Genomic DNA, 20,107 nt, shown 5'->3' on the forward strand with positions numbered 1-20,107 from the left:
CATAACTATCTCATCGCTATATGGCACCCAATAAAGCCTACACGTTTTAGTGCCATTTTATTTGTTATTGCTCCTCTAGAACCATAGCTGCAATTGGTGAGAGTAGGGCGTTATCTAGTGGCGTTGTGGAGATGTTATGGAGTTAATGACAAGCTTAATTTCATTAACGTTCTATCTGGCATGTTCTAGCTATTGAACATATTAAGGCGAATAGAGCCTAGTAAGAACGGTAATTCATTTGCAAAGGAATATTATGTCTAATTTTAAAATTGCGAAGGGTGTCTGTTGCGCCTTGATGTTGTCGTCACCTATGGCTATGGCAGAGTGGGAAAACGTTAAAACTGATTCTAGAGTAACGCATACTAGAGCGGGTTTTGACAATACAAAGCGGGTGGTTTACACCATTGCAAGAGTCAAAAATACCGGGACTGATGTATTAGAAGGCCCATTTAGAGTAGTTATCGATAAGTCAACTTTGGTGGTGAGCAATAATGATGGGATCACTGAGGATGGTCTACCCTTTTTTGATGTGGCTTTGTCTGAGTTGCAGCCAGGTGAATCACATAGATTTAGAATTAATTTTGAATTAGAGCGTAAACCTCTGCTGTTACGAGCTTCATTACAAAGTGATGTGGCTGAAGACGGTTGGCAGCTAGTGTGGAGCGATGAGTTTGATGGTTCCGAGATTGATGAATCTAAGTGGTCTCATGAAATTAACTGCAATGGCGGTGGAAATAATGAGAAGCAATGTTATACCGACAGTGAAGAAAATTCGTTTGTAGAGAATGGCGTTTTAAACATAGTAGCTAAGGCTGAAAATAACGAAACCTTACCCTACAGCTCTGCACGTTTAAGGACTGTCGATAAAGGGGATTGGACTTACGGACGTTTTGAAATCCGAGCCAAAGCACCAAGTGGTCAAGGTGCATGGCCAGCAATTTGGATGTTACCTACAGACTATGTTTACGGTGGGTGGCCTCATTCAGGTGAAATTGACATATTTGAAGCTGTGAATTTAGGTGTGCCTCTAGATGATGGTAATGGCTCTGTGGAATCTGCCGTCCATGGTACATTGCACTATGGTCAAAGCTGGCCAAATAACGATTACTCTGGTTTAGATTACGCCTTACCTGAAGGTGCCAACCCAGCGGATGATTTCCATGTTTATGCGATTGAATGGGAACAAGGTGAAATTCGTTGGTATGTAGACGGTGTTTTGTATCAAACCCAGTTAAAGTCAGAGGTCAGTTATAACGAAACTGGTGTTGCCGATGGCCTAGAGCATAGAGGTTGGTATACAGAGCAAGACGGTGAGTTTGCATACACAGAAGCGCCATTCGATGAACGTTTTCATATGATTCTAAATTTTGCCGTGGGAGGCGATTGGCCGGAGAATGTCAACCAAGGTGGCGTTGATCCAGCGGCTTTTGATGGCACTAATAAGTTTCAAGTTGATTATGTTCGCGTATATGAATGCTCAGTTAACCCCACTAGTGGGCAGGGCTGTGCCACCGTAAACGATGGTTATCTTGACCCTATCGACGAAGGAGGGACGCTAAACGAAGGCCAAGCTCCAATTCCTATTCCACCTTCAGATGGCATAGCTGAAGATCTCATTATATTTGAAGAGACACTACACCCAGCATGGCCGGCTTGGGATTGCTGCGGTGGCACAACCCCCACCATCGAATACGAAGATGGCGATTACCTAAACGTGGTTGAGTTTGTTGTTGACGCAGAACCTACGGTATTGGGTTTTAATACTAATTTTGCTGAGACTCCAGCACCTTATGATGCTTCACCGTTAGAAGATACTGGAGTATTAGAGTTTGATTTGAAATTGGTCAACCCTCCTAACAATGTTTCTGCAGGTTGGAATCTTAAGGTTGAGCAGGGTGGGGCAGCTACTGAAGCCAATATTGTTATTACCGCGCCTACCTCACAATGGCAGCATTACTCAGTACCGCTTAAAACCCTTAGAAACGCCGGATTAGAACTTAATGGTATTGATGTAATAATGATTTTTCCTGATTGGGGAGCGGGTGAAGGAGCTGTTTATCGAGTAGACAACGTTACTATAACTGAAACCCAAGATGAAGGTGGTGATGACGGCAACCTAAGCGATGTTACCCCTATTGATTTCGAAGAAGATGGGTATGGCGCTTCGGTAAACTGGAATGTGTTTGAGAATGATGACAACCCAGCTCTTGAATTTGTGACTAACCCTGATGCTTCAGGAAATAATGATTCATCTACTGTTGCTAAGTTTACCGCTCGAGTAACAGGTGCACCTTGGGTAGGAACCGAGACAGTACATGGCGAGTTTGGCCCATTAACACTTGATGAAACCAACAGCATAGTGAAACTCATGGTGTACAAAAGTGTCATCAGTGATGTGGGTGTGAAGTTTGCAATTAACAATGGTGGTGCTCAGTCAGAAATCAAAGTAGCTAATACCCTAATCAATGAATGGGAGGAGTTAACCTTTGATTTTAGTGGTTATATAGGCTTGGCTGAGGCCATAGATATTGATCAAATAATCGTATTTCCGGACTTCGATACTGTAGGGCGCACTCAAGAAAATGTGGTGTATTTCGATAACATTCGATTCTATGGGCAAGGAAGTGATGACGATGGAGGCGGCGACAATGGTGGAGAGGATGATGGCGATGATGGTAGCCAAGACGGTGATTTAGTCTCTAATGGGTCATTTGATAATGGGGGAGACGATTGGATTGGCGCAGTTAACGTCATTGAAGAAAATGGTAACAACGTGTTTTATGCCAATGTTTTAGCTGCTGGCAATGCATGGGATGTGAACTTAAGTCAGGTGATGACATTAGTCGCAGATGAAACCTATATCGTTTCTTTTAAAGCGAGAGCTTCAGTTGACCGTACTATCATAGCGGGGCTAGGCCTTAATTATGATCCTTGGACTAATGTGTCTGAAACTGTGTCAGTTTCTACTAATTGGGAGCCCTACTCACTAACGATTACTACCACAGGTTTTGGTGGTGAAAACAACCGGGTGTTGTTTGATCTTGGAGCTGAAGTTGGAGAAGTATATATCGACGATGTGAGTGTGGTCTTACAAGACAGTAATGGCGGAGGGGATCCAATTGAGGGTGACACCTTTTACTTAATATCCTCTAACGGTGGTTCAGATATTGCCTTTGAATCAGATACTGTTGGCGAATGGGGCACGGGTACGACTATTCAAAGTGACGTAATGTTTGATGGGTTGCTGGGGTGGGAATTAGTGTCTAGCTCTAATTCTTCTGAGCAAGGCAACTGGGGCACGTTACTCGCGTTTCAAAATGGGATTAATGGAGACTTTAGTCTACATAACCGTATTGAGTTAAAGCTTGCTACTACTGGCTCTTATACTGATGGTTACAAACTTGCCATTTCTGGGAATGGAGTTAGTAAAGAAATTACACTACCAATAGATGAAAGCATTGATACTTGGCAAGTCGTGACCTTGGATACCGCTGATATTCCATTAAATTTATCTTCAGTCGACTGGGTTGCAGCATACGGTATTGGTGGCCAGTCAGGTGTATCCACAATTCATTTGACAGATTTTGCGATTATTCAAGACCAAACTACTCCATTTGATAGTGCTCCAAATGAAGATTTTGTTTTTATTTCATCAGATGAGAATATTCCTAGCGACTTAATTGTTGATGGCGATAACAACAGTAATGTGGGCAATGTTATCTTTGGAGAATGGAGTACAGGTACGATTATCTCTGATAGCAATTATGAAGGTCTAGACGGTATTAAGTTAAGTGCAAATGGTTCTTGGGGCGCAGTTTTGGCATTACAAGGCGACATATCCGATGGCTCTACAATCGACAACTACGATGTGGATTTTGCTGAATATACCAATATTAAATTTAAAGCTGCCTCTGAGGGAGCATTTGAACGCTATGCACTTTCTATTGTGTCTAATGTAAATGGTAATGAAGTGGCTCAAGAAGTGGCCTTTAGCTTAGCTAACGAAGCTGAATGGAATCTTATCGATATTGATTTAAAAATGTATGGTGTAAATCTATCTAATGTGAGTCAAATGGCCTTGTTTGGGGTGTACCAAGGAGGTTCTGCTTCCCAAGCGATTTATATGACAGATTTGATCATGTATGACTCTGGCAAGCTAACAACTGAAAAAGACAGTTCTGATGATAAATTTGTGTTTTTCTCATCAACAGGTGAAGAAACTGACATGATTATCGATGACAATAACTTTGCAAATGACGGTAACCTAACCTTAAACGATTGGTCTACAGGTACATTTTTTACGTCTGACATTATTTATAACGGATTGAGTAGTTTTGAGTTGTCAAAAGGCAGTAGTTGGGGCGCAGTGCTTGCCGTGATGGGAGACATTTATGGCGACGTTCAGCAATACACTATAGATGTATCAAAATATTCAGTGCTGAATTTCAAAATTGCTACAACGGGAAGTTTCTCTGAATATACCTTAGACTTTATTGTTGATGGTGCCGAGTTTAAAATCCCGTTAAGTGTAAATGGTAGTTGGAATGAAGTCAGTGTTGATTTAAGTGAGATACCACTCGATTTATCTAAACTTACTCAAATTGCGATTTTTGGAGTCGGGGGGAGTACAGGTGATAAACTCTATTTAACGGATTTCCACATCACTAAATAACCTTGTTGGAATTTATTAGAAAGCCTAAACCGCGAGAGTGGTTTAGGCTTTTTCTATGGCAGCGACTAAAATTTTTGATTAGTGGGCTTGCTGCGCGCCGCGTTACTTTAATTACAAAGATGCGACTGTTTCTTGGTTAGCGCTATATTTACCAGCAGTTAAGTAGTTGTTGATTTTGTCAACATTAGTACCGTGCTGCTCTACAAAACTAGTCATTTCTTGATTATTACACGTCACATTTTCAACAATGAAACGTTTACTTAATCCGGTTTTCTCAATCGCTTTTGATAATTTTAATTTGCTACCTTCAGTAGCGGCCACGCATAATTTACTTGTCATATAATCATCAGCAGCAACGTATTCTGTTGCAGCATTTGCCATGCCGATTGCGCTAAGAGTTAAAACTGAAGTTGCGATTATTTTAGTAAATGTGTTCATCATATTTTCCTATTTAGTTAAGTTATGTAAGTAGTCGTTGTGACTTACTATAGCTTTTGCAACTGAGGTGCCAATTTTTATTTTCTATATAAAACATATAGTTAAGTTTTAATTGAGATATTTTAGAATATGCAAGTAATCAATTTGGCTATTGGGTTGGTTTATTTGACTAAATTTTGGTTTGTTTTTTATGGCTTGTTCGAAGCAATTTTTATTAGGTGTAAGGCTGGCTCCTATTGGCACTCATTAATGCCGAGTTAGGTGGTTACTGCAGCGCCTTGATACTGAATCTGTAGGCTGTTTAGTGTTACGAATAAAACAGGCAGGTGGGTTTGCCCTGTATGTCAGTGATAGTTGTAAACTTAGTTGTAATTTTTGTTTGTTATATCTGAGTGCGGTTGGTCTGTACATAGAGCTTCGAATGGGTCTTCGGATTCATTTAACTCGCCTAATGATAGCAATTGCAGACACAAAGAGAATAATTCTGACTGGGTGGTGATGTCTAATTTTTGATAGATATGCTTTCTGTGTATTTTAACGGTGCTTAAAGATATATCGAGCTTTGTTGCTAAGGATTTAGATGAATGTCCATGCAAAATGCATTGCACTACATCTTGTTCTCGTTTGGTTAAAACCGATTTTCCGAATGAGTCAAAGATACTCTGGTAATGGCTTTTACCTGTTCTACTATTATTTTTTGTTGCTGCATTGTTTAAAACTTTCCAGTGCTCCTCTATCAAATATACAATCAATGGTGTAATTGATATTAGTAATTCACTGTCCTCTTCGCTAAATTTGCTGCCCAAGTGATTCAAATAGAAATCGATATAGCAATTATCTATATTGACGATAAAGTCAATTTCATCTGTTATACCCGCAGGCTTTACAAAGTCACTGTAATATTTACTTTCATGGAAGCAGTCGGGTGCAATATCACTAAAATGATATAGGCCTGTTTCTGTCCCTTTTGCTAACAAACTATAGTGTGGGTCGAGCAGATACAAGCCCTTCAGATACAACTCTATGTATTCGCGATAGATATCAGTGAAATAGCCTTCATGTAGGCTGGTGACTTCGTTGCCGTTGTAAAACATTACTCCAGAGCAGTCAAAATTGACTACCTGTTTGATTGTTTTTGTCAAACTAGAAAAAAAGCTATCGGTGCCAACCTCTTTATGTAGTCTAACTAATTGCTCATACCAAACAGCACTTTGCGTATTGATCATACTAAAACTAATTTTACTATCGCTGGATGAAATTACACTACCGTAATTGATTAAGATTGTAAAATTACCGAAAGCTCCCTTTATGAGGGGTTATGTCATAGGATTTACGACATTTTGTTGTAAACCCTAATGAATTTTATAGCCCGCGGTTGTCTAAAATGCTTGATGCTAAATGAGTAGACTGTACTTTTTTTAAAGATTGTTTTTTTGTGACTAGCATCCAACCTAAATAGGCCAAAAACGAAAATACAAAGGTAGGTATAGTGACGCCAAGTGGACTTTGTATTGAGTTGGTTAACCATAATGAAACTAAGACTCCTAATAACCAAACTACTATTGCACATACATTGAAGCCTTTTTGATACCAATATCGGCCACCTCGACCCAACAAGATATCTTTATTGTAATATCCTTTTTTTATGATGTAGTAATCAGCGATCATAATGGCAAACACAGGTATAAAAAGCGTACCTACCAGAGTCAGGAAGGTGGTAAACAGGTCTAACATGGCTAGCCAACTCGCACCAATAATTGAAACTAACCCTAAGATTACCGCGGTTGGTAAAAATTTAATTTTTGATGATGGAGTGATATTTACCACAGAGGCAACCATGCCATAGACAACCATAGTATTGGTTGCCATTACCGATAAAAATATAACGATAGCGAAAGGTGCGCCAAAAGCAGTAACAATAGATATAGGGTCAAAACTATTAATGGCGTTTCCTTCTAAGGCAATATATGCAATTGCCGTAGCACCTAAACTCATAGACAGGACAGTTGATGTTATATAGCCAAGGCCAGAACCTATTACCCCTGCTTTTTGTGACTTTGCAAGGCGATTAAACTCAGCAGATAGCACTGTCCAAGAAATAGCTGTGGCTATGACCACATCAATTACGATTGAAGCATCCCAACCTAAACCAGCATCCACCTCTAATGCCATTAAATCAGTGATTGAATAGGCATTAAATACTACCGCAAAGATATATATCATGATTGCTAAAATAATTAATGCCAGCCAAGGTTCAACTTTTGAAATTCCTTCATGACCAAGAATAGCTAGGCCCACCACAAATGTCTGGCAGAGTATGGAGAACAAAATTGGGTTTGAATATCCCGTATATTGCTCGACTAAAAAGTTAATGGTAACCCCTGCCAATATGGCTTGAACCCAGCACCAGCCCATCAAGATTACAACATTAGCCGTTGTAGTGAGAAAAGAGCCTCTAAGCCCAAATGCCCCCTTGGTTAAAGACATAGTCGATAAACCTGTGCGGGTACCCATGTTACCAACTATGACTAACACTACAGTGCCAATTGCGGTTCCGGCCAATATCAATGTAAGAGCCAACTGCCACGAAACCCCAGGTACAAATAACGTTCCTGTCAGCAAGGTTGTCACAACTAAGTTTGCAGCTAGCCAGATCATGGCAATACGTCCTGCAGATAATGAGCCTTTAATTGGGCCGTACTCTTCAGAATGACTGTCTTTTATTGCAGCATGTTCGTTTAACGCTGAACTAGGTTGTGACATTATCTTCTCTTCTCTTAGGTTCTAAAATGTATACTTGTAATCAACCCCAAATGTTCTTGGAGCTCCTCGAAAGAAAAACAAACCATTCCAATCCGCGGTCAAATCAACTGAGTAAGTTGCATACTCTTCATCTGTTAAGTTTTTAACATACAAACCCACTTTGTGTTGTTCATTTTCAAATGTAAAGTTTAGACGAAGGTTATGAACGCTGTAGCCAGGTTGATCTAAGCGATCGTCGTTAAATGGTTCGAAGTACTGTTTTGAAATATAGCTTCCATCGTAATGAAGTTGAACCCAAAGCGAATCACTTTGCCATACATCATAATCAAGCATTAGGTTAAAGTTAACTTCAGGAGCTGAAGGCAAGGTATTGCCAGATAAGTCGATACCTGCATAATTTAGCTCAACATATTCAGCATCCAATAAACCAATACCTGCATTGATTGTTAAATCTTTTGTCGCCTGAGTGGTGAGTTGTAATTCTAGCCCTTGTATCTCTGACTCCCCTGCATTTAAAAGGAATTGTAATCCGCCATCAAATATTAAGAATTGTTGATTTTCATAGGTGTAGCGGAATACTGCACCATTGAGGCGAGTTCGCCCCTGTTGCAGGGTGGATTTAAAACCGAATTCCCAGGCCGCCAACTCTTCTGGTTTTACAGACGTAAACTCTTCTGGTGCAAATGCAAAGCCATTAAATGCACTGCCTCTGTAGCCCGTACTATATGAGCCATAGACTAGTAAATCTTTACTGACAGCCCAGTCTACGCCAAGCTTACCAGATGTATCTGAATCATTAATCTTCTCGTTAATTCCGTCTAACCCTAAGTTACCAAGGGTTGGCCCATCAATTGTTTGTTCAAAACTATTTTGAGCTTCACCATACCAAGAGGTGTAATCTTCAATTTCTATACTGTCTTTTGTATGGCGTAAACCAAGGGTTAGGGATATATCATCTGTTACATCATAGGTGCTATGAATATAAGCGGCTTTTGTTGTTCTTGTTTGCTTGTAGCTATTTGAGTAGTAGCAGCCGTAAAAGAAAGTATCTTCACAGGTGTTCGCCAATGGTTGGGTTCCATCACCAAAGTCAGCTAACCAACGGTAACGTGTTTCCCCGTCAGTTGTATCACGACTGTAGTATAAACCAGCGATATAATTAAAGGCCCCATTGAAGTTAGACGACACCCGGATGTCTTGTGTAAATTGTTTGGTTTGAGCTAAAAAGTCATCTTCTAAAAGGTGATAAGGGCTGCCATCGGGATCTTCTGGCACAAAATATTCGCCATTATCATAAGATGTGATAGACGTAAGTGTGTAATTATTAATATCGTAGTTTAGTGTTAAATTGGCTCCAGTTAGGTCAAACTCTTTTTCTTCAACCCTATTAGACTCTGTTTCATGAAAGCCCAAATCGTCACGGCCATAGCCTGTAAATCCTATTCCCACGCCACCATTTTCTGTACCTTCATCAGCTTCAAGTAGCAAAATACTTGAATGGTTAGCTCGGCTGCGGCTTTTATGAACTCTAAATATTGCGTTTAGATCATCACCTTCGTAGGCTAATGAGAAACGTAATGCCTGCTCGTCGATTTGACTCGGATTTTCTGTATTAGGTATTTTGTTATCAACAAATCCATCATTTTTACTTGATGTGAATGCAAATCTAGCTCCCCAGTTTTCTGCTAGCTCAGTGTCAATTGCACCTGAAAAAGTTTTGTAGCCGAAGTTGCCTAAGCCAACATCCATATAACCACTTGTGCCATCCATTTTCGGTTTGGTGGTCATAATATTTGCGGCGCCGCCTGTTGTGTTTTTTCCATAAAGTGTGCCTTGTGGCCCAAGTAACATTTCAATACGTTCAACATCGAATAATTGCACCCCAGAGGATAGTGGAGTGGCACCCATATATACTTCATCAACATATAAAGCGACAGCTCCACTACCATTAGGGCTGTAATCTGATTGTGTAACCCCACGCATTCCTAACACTAATTGGGCGTCACCGTTACTTCCCAACATTTGTACATTTGGAGCTTGAGCTACAATCTCTTGGGTATTACGCATTTTAAGATTGCTTAATTCATTTGCACTTAAGGCAATTACGCTGACAGGCACCGTTTGAATGTTTTGTACTTTTTTCTGTGCGGTAACTTGTATTTTCTCTAGCGTTAATTCACTTGTTTCTTCAGCTTCATTTGATGTGTCATTTTCTGCAGCAACAGAGTGAAAGGTTAAGCTTGCAATAGCTAAGCCTATAACAATTGGAGTAAGGGAAAATGTGTTCATGAAAGTAATCCTTTTAAATTTTTAATAGACGAAATTTAATTATTGTTGTTGTTTTATCGTTCAAAACGATGTTTTGAGATCAGTTATATAAAACATCATCTTTCTATTTTTTGGTATAGTCCCTAAGAACTATAAGACGTTATATTGATGTATATAAACGCTAAAGATCGATTGCTACAGCTCTTATAGGGGAACCATCGCAACCTTCTAACTTAAGTGGTAAAAGTGAGATGGTAGGATTTTCAAAATCAATACCCGAGAAGTTTGCAAGGTTCTCTGCAATTAGTCCGTCTGCTTTGGCATAGAGGTCGTGTACGGGAAAAGTCGTCCCTCCTGTTTTATCTAAATTAATAGTATCGATTGCAATGGTTTTGATATTTTTACTCAACAAGTACTCTGCTCCAGCCTCAGATAAATAAGGGTGCTCAAAATAGACCAGACTTCCTAAGTTTTTATCCCATAAGGTTTTGATTAAAATAATGTTGCAAGAATCAATTTGTTTCGAAAATGGTTGTAAATCTTCTACTGAAATTTCTTCGTTGCTGCTTTTATGAGACATATCAATTACGTACCCTTTTCCAAAACAAAGGTTTAAATCGATAGTGTCTACCGTTTTTCCATCATTATTAAAGTGATAAGGCGCATCAAGGTGGGAGCCTGTCTGTGTGCCTAATTGAAGATTAAATAGATTGTATCCTTCATTTTTTAGGGTGGTTGCAATGCTGATATTGGGTGTTGGATCTCCAGGATAAATGGGTGTTTTTGAGTTCAATACTAAGGAAAGGTCAACTATTTTTAAATGATGGGACATGTTCTATCCTATTTTTATTATTTGATTTTAAATAATTGGAACATAGCCACTTGAAATGATGAATAGTCCAAAAGAACTACAAGAGTATGATTTTGTTCACTCCATACTGATTGGGTGCAAAGAGACAGCATTGGTGTTGCTTTGAATGCATTTTTTGATTCGACGGCTAGTTTTTGTCATTAATAGACGCTTCTAACTTTGCCCCTTTTTTGGTGAGGTTTTCTAAAATACTATTCAGCACTAATTGGGTTCGATAGTTTATTTGTGTATCTTGGTGGGTTGCTAAGTACACGGATTGGCCTTCTGTATGGGCTGTGTCTATGGCTTGCATTAATTTACCTTGGTTTATATCGTCTTCTACTTCAACAATATCTGCTAGTGCCATTCCCATTCCTAAACGTGCAGCTTCAATCGCTTGAAATGCGTATTCAAAAGTGGTGTGCTGTTTTGATTTGTGTCCATCTAAACCGTGGTGGTTGAACCATTTGTACCACTGACCTAAGCCGTCATGCAGTAAAGGATAGTTGAGCAGGTCTTTTACATGTTGTACTGGCTGGCCTTTTAATAAGGTTGGGTTACATACCGGTAGGTAATATTCATCATATAGCTTTGTGACCACTCTGCTTGGATCATCCGGGCGCCCTAAACACAAGGCGAAGTCTAAATTTGAAGGCAGGGATTGTTGTAAAGGCTCTAGGGTTTGTACGTCGAAGGAAATCTCTGGATATTGTTGTTGGACTGTTGCTAATACGGGTAACAACCAATTAAGCATGATGGTGGCTGTTGTACCTATCACAACTTCACCTGCTACTAAATTTGGGTCTAAAGAATGAATGCCCTTGTTGAGTTCAGAAAATGCAGCCTGAATAGACGCGAGTAGGCGATTTCCTGGTGCGGTTAAGCGTAATTTATTGTTTTTTCTTTCAAACAATAGAGTACCTAGGCGCGCTTCTAATTGTTTGATGTGGCGACTCAAAGCGGAGTGAGATACAAACATTTCTTGTGCAGCTCGACGCATGTGGCAATGGCGGCCAGCAGCCTCAAAAGCTAATAAGGCGTTCAGCGGGATTTGCCGTAAATCTAAATAAGGACTTTTGTTTGGTTTCATCGGTTAGCTATATTTAATCAATTAAATATCTTGGTCTATAAATTAAACCAAGATGGTAGAAAATCAATGCTTGAGTAATTAAAATGTAACCATAAACTAAACGTACGTATTCTGATAGGGCTTTTATATGAAATCTAATTTTTTCCGACGTAATGAGCTGGGCAACACGCCTCGTTTAGACTACTGGAGCATGGACTCTGAATATGCAGAGCTGCAAGAGGTGCTAATCGGGCCGATGGAACATTATGATTGGCAGTCAGGTAATGCCATGTCTAGACGTTCGTTAAGACTAGGGCGTGAATATAATAAGCCGTTGGCGCAGCAGCAATACAATGAAATGTTAGATGTGTATAAACAGTGCGGTGTCAAAACTCATATTCTTGATGCTAACGAGCATTTACCCTATCAGATTTATGCCCGGGACTCTTCGGTGTTAACCCCTTGGGGGCCTGTAATTACGCAAATGTATAGCCCATGGCGACGGGGGGAGTGGGTTGAGTTGATGCGTTTTTATCAAGAGAAAAATATCCCTATTTACGATGCCATCACTGCGGGCTCGTTTGAGGGGGGCGATTTTATGGTGTTAGAACCAGGGGTGGTTCTGTGTGGGTATACAGGGGAGCGCACCAGTGAAGCTGGGCTAAATCAAATGCGTTCGTGGGTAGAAAAAGAAGGATGGGAATTTAAGTCTTACCAATTTGACCCCTACTTCTTACATTTAGATGTGAAATTTGCCATGTTATCTGAGAAGTTAGCTGCGGTTTGTACCCAAGCCGTTGAAGATGAGCTACTTGATTGGTTAAAAGCTAAGGGAATCGAAATTATCGATATCTCTTATCGCTCTGTATTAGAGCTTGGCGTAAACGTGGTGGCGCTAGGTAATGACAGAGTCTTAATTCCAGAGGCCAGTCAAGAGTTAATCGGTAAAGCAAAAGCCCATGGGTTAGAGGTATATGCGCCAGATATGTCAATGTTCACATCAGGCGGCGGCGGTGTGCATTGCATGTGTCAACCCTTAAGCAGAAAAGACGCATAGGAGTATTCAAATGACCTTACAAATTAATGGTGAAAGGTTGTGGTCTAGTTTGATGACCATGGCTGAAATTGGTACAACCGATAAAGGCGGCTGTAATCGCCAAGCGTTAACTGATTTAGACAAAGCAGGCAGAGATTTGTTTGTTACTTGGTCCGAGGCAATAGGGTGCGAGCGTAGAGTCGATCAAATGGGCAACCTGTTTTTACGCAAAGCGGGCACTAACAATAGTTTACCTCCTATATTAATGGGCAGTCATTTAGATACTCAGCCAACAGGCGGAAAGTTTGATGGTGTGTATGGTGTATTAGGTGGTTTAGAGGTACTGCGTACTTTGCATGACGCTAATGTAACGACTTTGCACCCTCTCGAAGTTGCTGTGTGGACAAACGAAGAAGGCGCTAGATTCTCTCCTGCCATGGTGGGCTCTGGGGTCTGGTGTGGCGACTTCTCTTTAGATTATGGCTGGCAACGGGCTGACAAACAGGGAGCCACAATTCAACAAGAGCTTGAGCGTATTGGCTATCTAGGTAATGCGCCTTGTGCGCCGTTTCCAATAAAAGCGGCATTTGAGTTACATATTGAGCAGGGGCCAATTTTAGAAGCGGTAGGTAAACAAATAGGTGTGGTGCAAGGTGTACAAGGGATGCGTTGGTACGATCTAGTTATTCACGGTCAACCCGTACATGCGGGACCTACGCCTATGGAGCAAAGACAAGATCCTGTTAAAGCGGCGACACAAATTATTGCCCAGCTATATGCCTTAGCAGATGAGTTTTCACCTCAAGCCCGGGCAACCTTTGGAGATATTACTGTCAGCCCTGGTTCTCGTAACACTGTTCCCGAAACCTTAACGATAACGGTAGACTTGCGACATCCAAACCAAGATATATTGGTGAAAATGGACCAAAAATTTAGACAAATTTCAGAACAGGTTTGCAATGCTTGTGATGTCAAATTTGACATTGTAGATGAGTGGGACTCACCTGCCGTAGCATTTGACCAAACATGTATTGATGCAGTGCGTACCTCTGTTGAAGATATGGATTTACCTTACGAAGAAATGTTTTCAGGGGCTGGCCACGACTCGGTTTACATATCTAAGGTAGCGCCTACCTCTATGATATTTATACCTTGTGAAAAAGGCATCAGTCACAACGAAGCAGAAAACGCTAAATCAGAAGATATTGCAGCAGGTTGCCAAGTCTTGTTAGGCGCTGTCATGAAGTTAGCGATGTAATAGCCGTAAAGTTAATCATCATAATTATAAGGTATAAAATGAACACTTTTGAACAACTCTATATTGATGGAAATTGGATCAACAGCCAAGGTGGTGACACGCTTGACGTGATTAATCCCGCTACGGCTGAAGTATATGCAACAGTTCCGTCTGCTAATAAACAAGATGTAGAGCTTGCCGTTGCAGCAGCTAAGCGAGCATTTGGTGAGTGGTCAGTACAACCTACTGAGGTTCGCGCAGCTATGATCAATGCTATTGCAGATGGTATGGAGGCTCGTAAAGATGAGTTGATAGAATCTATTGTTGGCTCAATGGGTTGCCCTATTTCTATTGCAGAAGATATACAAGTGCAAGGATCGATTGACGCTTTGCGAAGTTTTGCTGTACTTGCTCCCGAAATGGACAAACAGGAAACGTTCGATAGTCATATTGTGCTCAGTGAAGCGGTAGGTGTGTGTGTGTTAATTAACCCGTGGAACTATCCTCTATCGCAACTTGTGGGTAAATTAGGGCCTGCTCTGGCCGCTGGTTGTACTGTGGTGGTTAAGCCTGCAGAGCAAACACCGCTGCAAGATTTAATTTTGGCTGACATTATTAATCAAACACCTCTTCCCAAAGGTGTATTTAACTTGTTAACAGGTGTTGGCAGTCAAATTGGCGAAGTTTTATGCAGTCACCCTGATGTTGATATGGTGTCTTTTACAGGCTCTACACAGGCAGGTGTTAAGGTGGCTCAAGCAGCCGCACCAACGGTTAAGCGTGTGTGTCAGGAGTTGGGGGGAAAGTCTCCTTTTATTATAGCGCCAGGAGCGGACTTAAACGCTGCTGTTCGTTATGGCGTTGAAGATATTATGATTAATACAGGGCAAAGCTGTAATGCTCTGGCTAGGATGCTTGTTCCAGCTGAACAACTTAAAGATGTTGAGAGAATTGCAATATCAGTTGCAAATGAATGGCAGCTAGGCGATCCAAGAGACATAGATACCAACATGGGACCTCTTAGTTCTCATTTACAGCAAAGTCGAGTTTTAGCCTATATTGAAAAAGGGATTGCTGAAGGTGCAACCTTGCTCTGCGGAGGTACAGACGTTGCTAAAGAATTGAGTAAAGGTGCGTATGTTGCTCCCACTATTTTTTCAAATGTGAGTAATGATATGATCATAGCTCAAGAAGAAATATTTGGACCTGTGCTCTGTATTATTCCTTATGATGATATTGAACAGGCAATCGCCATAGCCAATGACACGCAATTTGGTTTGTCGTCAGCGGTGTATGCTGCTGAACGAAAAAGTGCGATCGAAATAGCGAAGAAGTTACGAGCGGGGCAGTGTTATTTGCAAGGCGCTTATTTTAATTCAGATGCGCCATTTGGCGGTTATAAGCAATCTGGAAACGGCCGTGAATGGGGCTTAGATGGGCTCAAAGAATACACAGAGACCAAAGCACTATTGATTGATACTGAAGCGAAATAGGCTTAAATCGTTAAGTTAATGATGGCGTGTTTTTACACGCCATTTTTTATATGTAGTTAGGAATTCTTATGCGTTACGCGCCACTTACTCTAGCAATTCAAGGGGAAACCGTTGACGCTTGGGATATTCACTTTAAAGCCACAGCACTAAAAGAGCAGGACCCAAGTGTTATTGTGCTAAGTATTGGGGACCCAGACTTTGATACTCCAGCCCCTATTGTTGAAAGTGCAGTAAAAAGCTTGCGAGGGGGAGATACCCACTATGTTGATATTGAAGGCAGAGATCACCTGCGTAATAAAATTGCAGCTGATCACCAAGGGAGTTGCGGTCAGCAAGTTACCAAAGATAATGTAATTTTACTGGCAGGGGCACAGAATGCGTTGTTTGCCACGTCTATGTGTATTTTAGAGGCAGGCGACGAAGTCTTAGTGTTGCAACCTAATTATGTCACCTACGAAGCTTGTATTCAGTTAACAGGGGCAAAATTGGTGCCTGTTTCTATGGACGTAGACCATGATTTTTGTCTTGATGAAAACGCTCTACTGCAAGCCATAACAGATAAAACCAAAGCGATTTATTTTGCAACGCCCAGTAACCCGAGTGGCGTAATGCTTACCAAAAGTGAACTACAATTTATTGCTGATTTAGCCCTAGAAAATGATTTATGGGTTATGTCAGACGAAGTGTACAGTCATACCATTTTTGAAGGCGAGCACGTTAGTATTGCTGGATTAGATAATATGGCCGAGCGCACAGTGACGTTAAATAGCTTATCTAAATCTCACGCCATGACGGGGTGGAGAGCTGGGTGGGCCATAGGACCTACCGAGTTAATTTACCATCTAAGTAACTTATCTTTGTGTATGCTTTACGGATTACCGGGGTTTGTTCAAGAAGCGGCCTATACTGCGCTAACCGATCCCAATGCTTTGGCCGAAGCTGAAAAAATGAGAGTGACCTATCAACGTCGCCGAGATCGTTTGTTAAGCTGTTTCAATCAGCAGCCATTGTTAACCTGCGTCCCCCCAAAAGCGTCTATGTTTTTATTAGTTAATGTGAGTCAAACCGGGTTAGACGGTCAAGCATTCGCTGAAATGTTATTCGCACAACAAAAAATTGGGGTGTTGCCCGCTACCGCATTTGGAGAATGTGCTGCCAACTATATTCGAATTTCTTATGTTGTGGACGATAAGCAATTGGATGATGCTTGCGCTCGAATTGAAGCATTTATGGCACAGTTTACTCAGGTATCAAACGAGTAACCAACAGCTATATTTACGTGACCCTTAAACAAATCGATTTAAGTGTTCGATTGCAGTTTTGAGCAATCGAACCTTAACTCTACTCCTTAAAAATCACTCGTTTGATATGATTATGCGCTAGTCGATGAGCCAGCCTTTGGAGACTCTCTAAATTTTTTATTCATACTTACTCGTTATTTTTCGTGTTTTTTAACTATTTTTTTACTTTTTGCGTTGCAAGCTAATTAGGCTGCATCGCTTATAAATAAAAGGATGTTCGGTTAGACGAACGCTTGTTCGAACTCAAAAGTAGCCGGGTTTGAATGTCAGCTTGTTTTTAGGACGCCAAACTTTCAAGTTTAAAATAATTTCCACGTCATTGATTTTGTATGGCAATAAAATAATTCAAATCAGTAACCAATTTTGAATTCAATAATTTGGGATAGACTATGAACACACCACTTAAAATTATTATTTTAGCAGGCGCAATGTTTGCTTTAACTGCTTGTAATAATGGCAATGACACACGTGCAATTGACGATACTAAGGCTGCAGAAATTTGGCCTAAATTAGATATAGCAGTGAAGCAAGACCAAGAGGTTGAAGCCACGGTAAAAGAGATCATGGCTTCGATGACGTTGAAGCAAAAAGTTGCACAGATGATCCAACCTGAAATTAGAGATATTACGGTAGAAGATATGCGTACCTATGGTTTTGGTTCTTATCTAAATGGTGGTGGGGCATTTCCTAATAACAATAAACATTCGACAGCTGAAGATTGGATAAAGTTAGCTGATGATATGTACTTAGCTTCAGTTGACGATAGTGTCGATGGAACAAACATTCCTACTATGTGGGGCACAGATGCCGTTCATGGTCATAACAATGTTATTGGTGCTACGTTATTTCCCCATAATATTGGTTTGGGTGCTGCAAATAACCCAGACCTAATTGAAAAAATAGCCAGTGTAACAGCCACCGAAGTGATGGTGACGGGGATTGATTGGGTATTTGCGCCAACGGTAGCTGTGGTGCGTGATGACAGATGGGGTCGTACCTATGAAGGGTATTCTGAAGATCCTGAAATCGTCAGAAATTACGCTGCGTCAATTGTAAAAGGTCTGCAAGGTCATGCAGATAAAGATTTTCTTTCAGATAGCCGAGTGATCAGTACTGTAAAACACTTTATCGGTGACGGAGGGACGGTTAAGGGGGATGATCAAGGCGATAACATAAGCAGTGAACAAGAGCTGTTTGATATACATGCACAAGGGTATGTAGGCGGCCTAACCGCTGGCGCCCAATCTGTTATGGCGTCATTTAACAGTTGGCATGGTGATAAAGTTCATGGCAACAAGTACCTGTTAACTGATGTGCTAAAAGACAAAATGGGATTTGATGGATTTGTTGTTGGTGATTGGAATGGCCATGGCCAGGTTAAAGGGTGCACTAACGATAGCTGCCCACAATCTATCAATGCCGGTTTAGATATTTTTATGGTACCAACCGATGCTTGGAAACCATTATATGAAAATACCATCGCCCAGGTAAAAGACGGCACTATTCCTATGTCACGGATCAATGATGCGGTGACCCGTATCTTAAGAGTTAAGGTGCGTGCAGGTTTGTTTGACAAACCTAGCCCTGCAGACCGTAAATTTTCTGGCAAGACAGAGTTGATTGGTCAACAAAGTCATAGAGACGTGGCTCGCAAAGCAGTAAGAGAATCGTTAGTACTGCTGAAAAATAAAAATAATTTACTTCCGTTAGACCCTAAACTGTCGATTTTAGTGGCAGGTGATGCTGCAGATAATATAGGCAAGCAATCTGGCGGATGGTCTATTACGTGGCAAGGTACCAATAATACTAATGCAGACTTTCCTGGTGGCACTTCAATTTATGATGGATTACAGCAGCAAGTTACTGCAGCTGGTGGCACGATTAATCTAAATGTTGATGGTGAATTCGAAGACAAGCCTGACGTTGCTATTGTTGTTTTTGGTGAAGAGCCCTATGCAGAAGGTCACGGTGATAGAGAAAACTTAAGCTATCAACAAGGGGACAAACGAGACTTAGCATTAGTTAAAAAACTTAAAGCTCAAGGTATACCGGTTGTTTCCATATTTATTTCTGGAAGGCCAATGTGGATCAATGCTGAGTTGAATGCATCTGACTCCCTTGTGGCAGCTTGGTTACCAGGCTCTGAAGGAAACGGAGTGGCAGAGGTCGTATTAGCTAATGCTGATGGTTCGGTGCAACATGACTTTAAAGGTAAATTATCATTTTCTTGGCCTAAGTCTGCAGAGCAATCAAATGTTAACTTTGGTGATGCTGATTATGCGCCATTATTACCGTATGGCTTTGGTCTGACATACCAAGATGAGAATGTTTTAGATGATAACTTATCTGAATTCGTAGCCTTAGATGTGGACAAAGCACAAGTCAGGCACCTATACACAGGCGCTATGCACCAGCCTTGGTTAATGCATCTATTTACTGGTGATGAAGAAATTCTAGTTAGTGCTAACTCTCACCAAATAGAAGGACTTGCATACCGCACAGTAGATAGGGAAGTTCAAGAAGACTCATTTTCAATCAAGTTGGATGGTAATGAATTAGCGGGCGTGAGAATTAGAAGCAAGAGTAGTTTCAGAGAAGATATCACTAAGGATTTATTACTTCAAAGTAGCTTGTCTATGTTAGTTAAACTGGATAGCAAACCAGCTGATAAAGTGTATGTTGCTATGAATTGCGAAGCGTTTTCTGAAGAGAAGGGTAGCTGTCGCACTCAGTTAGACATAACAGAGTCGGTTAGCACTCTGCCATTAGATGAGTGGTCTAGTTTAAGCTTCGACTTGAAGTGTTTTGCTGATAAAGGCATTAAATTCGAAAAAATAGTGTCACCGTTTTCCTTAGAGTCTGAAGGCGCATTGCAAATATCTGTGTCGGATATAAACCTGGTTCCTCAAACTGCAAAAGATGCGACCATTAGTTGTCAATAAGGCTGAACCAACTTAACTAAAAAGTTGCTCTGTGGTAA

12 protein-coding genes are annotated in these 20,107 nt (G+C 40.8%); 6 read left to right on the forward strand and 6 right to left on the reverse strand.

Annotated elements, in window-relative coordinates; all coding sequences use genetic code 11:
• The first annotated feature begins 253 nt into the window (after nt 1-253).
• Nucleotides 254-4,672, forward strand: a complete 4,419-nt coding sequence (locus tag ABJD71_RS02545; RefSeq protein ID WP_348164063.1) for a family 16 glycosylhydrolase — start codon at nt 254-256, stop codon at nt 4,670-4,672.
• Between the two features lie 111 nt (nt 4,673-4,783).
• On the opposite strand, the gene ABJD71_RS02550 is transcribed toward ABJD71_RS02545, so the two are convergent.
• The 6 genes from ABJD71_RS02550 to ABJD71_RS02575 form a co-directional block, all read right to left on the reverse strand.
• Nucleotides 4,784-5,113: a DUF3718 domain-containing protein gene (locus ABJD71_RS02550; protein ID WP_348164065.1), complete on the reverse strand. Its 330-nt coding sequence runs from the start codon at nt 5,111-5,113 to the stop codon at nt 4,784-4,786.
• Nucleotides 5,114-5,472: 359 nt separating this feature from the next.
• On the reverse strand, nt 5,473-6,336 hold the full coding sequence (locus ABJD71_RS02555) for a helix-turn-helix transcriptional regulator (protein ID WP_348164067.1): 864 nt from the start codon (nt 6,334-6,336) through the stop codon (nt 5,473-5,475).
• 136 nt (nt 6,337-6,472) lie between these two features.
• Nucleotides 6,473-7,873, reverse strand: coding sequence for a cytosine permease (locus ABJD71_RS02560; protein WP_348164070.1), 1,401 nt, complete (start codon nt 7,871-7,873; stop codon nt 6,473-6,475).
• A gap of 21 nt (nt 7,874-7,894) precedes the next feature.
• Nucleotides 7,895-10,162: a TonB-dependent receptor gene (locus ABJD71_RS02565; protein WP_348164073.1), complete on the reverse strand. Its 2,268-nt coding sequence runs from the start codon at nt 10,160-10,162 to the stop codon at nt 7,895-7,897.
• A gap of 160 nt (nt 10,163-10,322) precedes the next feature.
• Nucleotides 10,323-10,973: a cyclase family protein gene (locus tag ABJD71_RS02570; RefSeq protein WP_348164076.1), complete on the reverse strand. Its 651-nt coding sequence runs from the start codon at nt 10,971-10,973 to the stop codon at nt 10,323-10,325.
• Nucleotides 10,974-11,139: 166 nt separating this feature from the next.
• Nucleotides 11,140-12,081 (reverse strand): LysR substrate-binding domain-containing protein, encoded by a 942-nt coding sequence (locus ABJD71_RS02575; protein WP_348164079.1) that lies wholly within the window; start codon nt 12,079-12,081, stop codon nt 11,140-11,142.
• 127 nt (nt 12,082-12,208) lie between these two features.
• On the opposite strand from ABJD71_RS02575, the gene ABJD71_RS02580 reads away from it, so the two are divergent.
• The 5 genes from ABJD71_RS02580 (at nt 12,209) to ABJD71_RS02600 (ending at nt 20,069) form a co-directional block, all read left to right on the forward strand.
• Nucleotides 12,209-13,117 carry an arginine deiminase family protein gene (locus ABJD71_RS02580; protein WP_348164082.1) on the forward strand — a complete coding sequence of 303 codons (909 nt, stop codon included), beginning with the start codon at nt 12,209-12,211 and terminating at the stop codon, nt 13,115-13,117.
• Nucleotides 13,118-13,127: 10 nt separating this feature from the next.
• Nucleotides 13,128-14,354 (forward strand): Zn-dependent hydrolase, encoded by a 1,227-nt coding sequence (locus ABJD71_RS02585; protein WP_348164085.1) that lies wholly within the window; start codon nt 13,128-13,130, stop codon nt 14,352-14,354.
• A 38-nt stretch (nt 14,355-14,392) separates the two neighbouring features.
• Nucleotides 14,393-15,826, forward strand: a complete 1,434-nt coding sequence (locus ABJD71_RS02590) for an aldehyde dehydrogenase family protein (RefSeq protein WP_348164088.1) — start codon at nt 14,393-14,395, stop codon at nt 15,824-15,826.
• A 68-nt stretch (nt 15,827-15,894) separates the two neighbouring features.
• Nucleotides 15,895-17,088: an aminotransferase class I/II-fold pyridoxal phosphate-dependent enzyme gene (locus ABJD71_RS02595; protein WP_348164091.1), complete on the forward strand. Its 1,194-nt coding sequence runs from the start codon at nt 15,895-15,897 to the stop codon at nt 17,086-17,088.
• Nucleotides 17,089-17,516: 428 nt separating this feature from the next.
• Complete coding sequence (locus tag ABJD71_RS02600) at nt 17,517-20,069, forward strand: exo 1,3/1,4-beta-D-glucan glucohydrolase (RefSeq protein WP_348164094.1); 2,553 nt, start codon at nt 17,517-17,519, stop codon at nt 20,067-20,069.
• The last annotated feature ends 38 nt before the right edge of the window (nt 20,070-20,107 follow it).

This window comes from Paraglaciecola sp., from assembly GCF_039943935.1.
Taxonomy (GTDB): Bacteria; Pseudomonadota; Gammaproteobacteria; order Enterobacterales; family Alteromonadaceae; genus Paraglaciecola.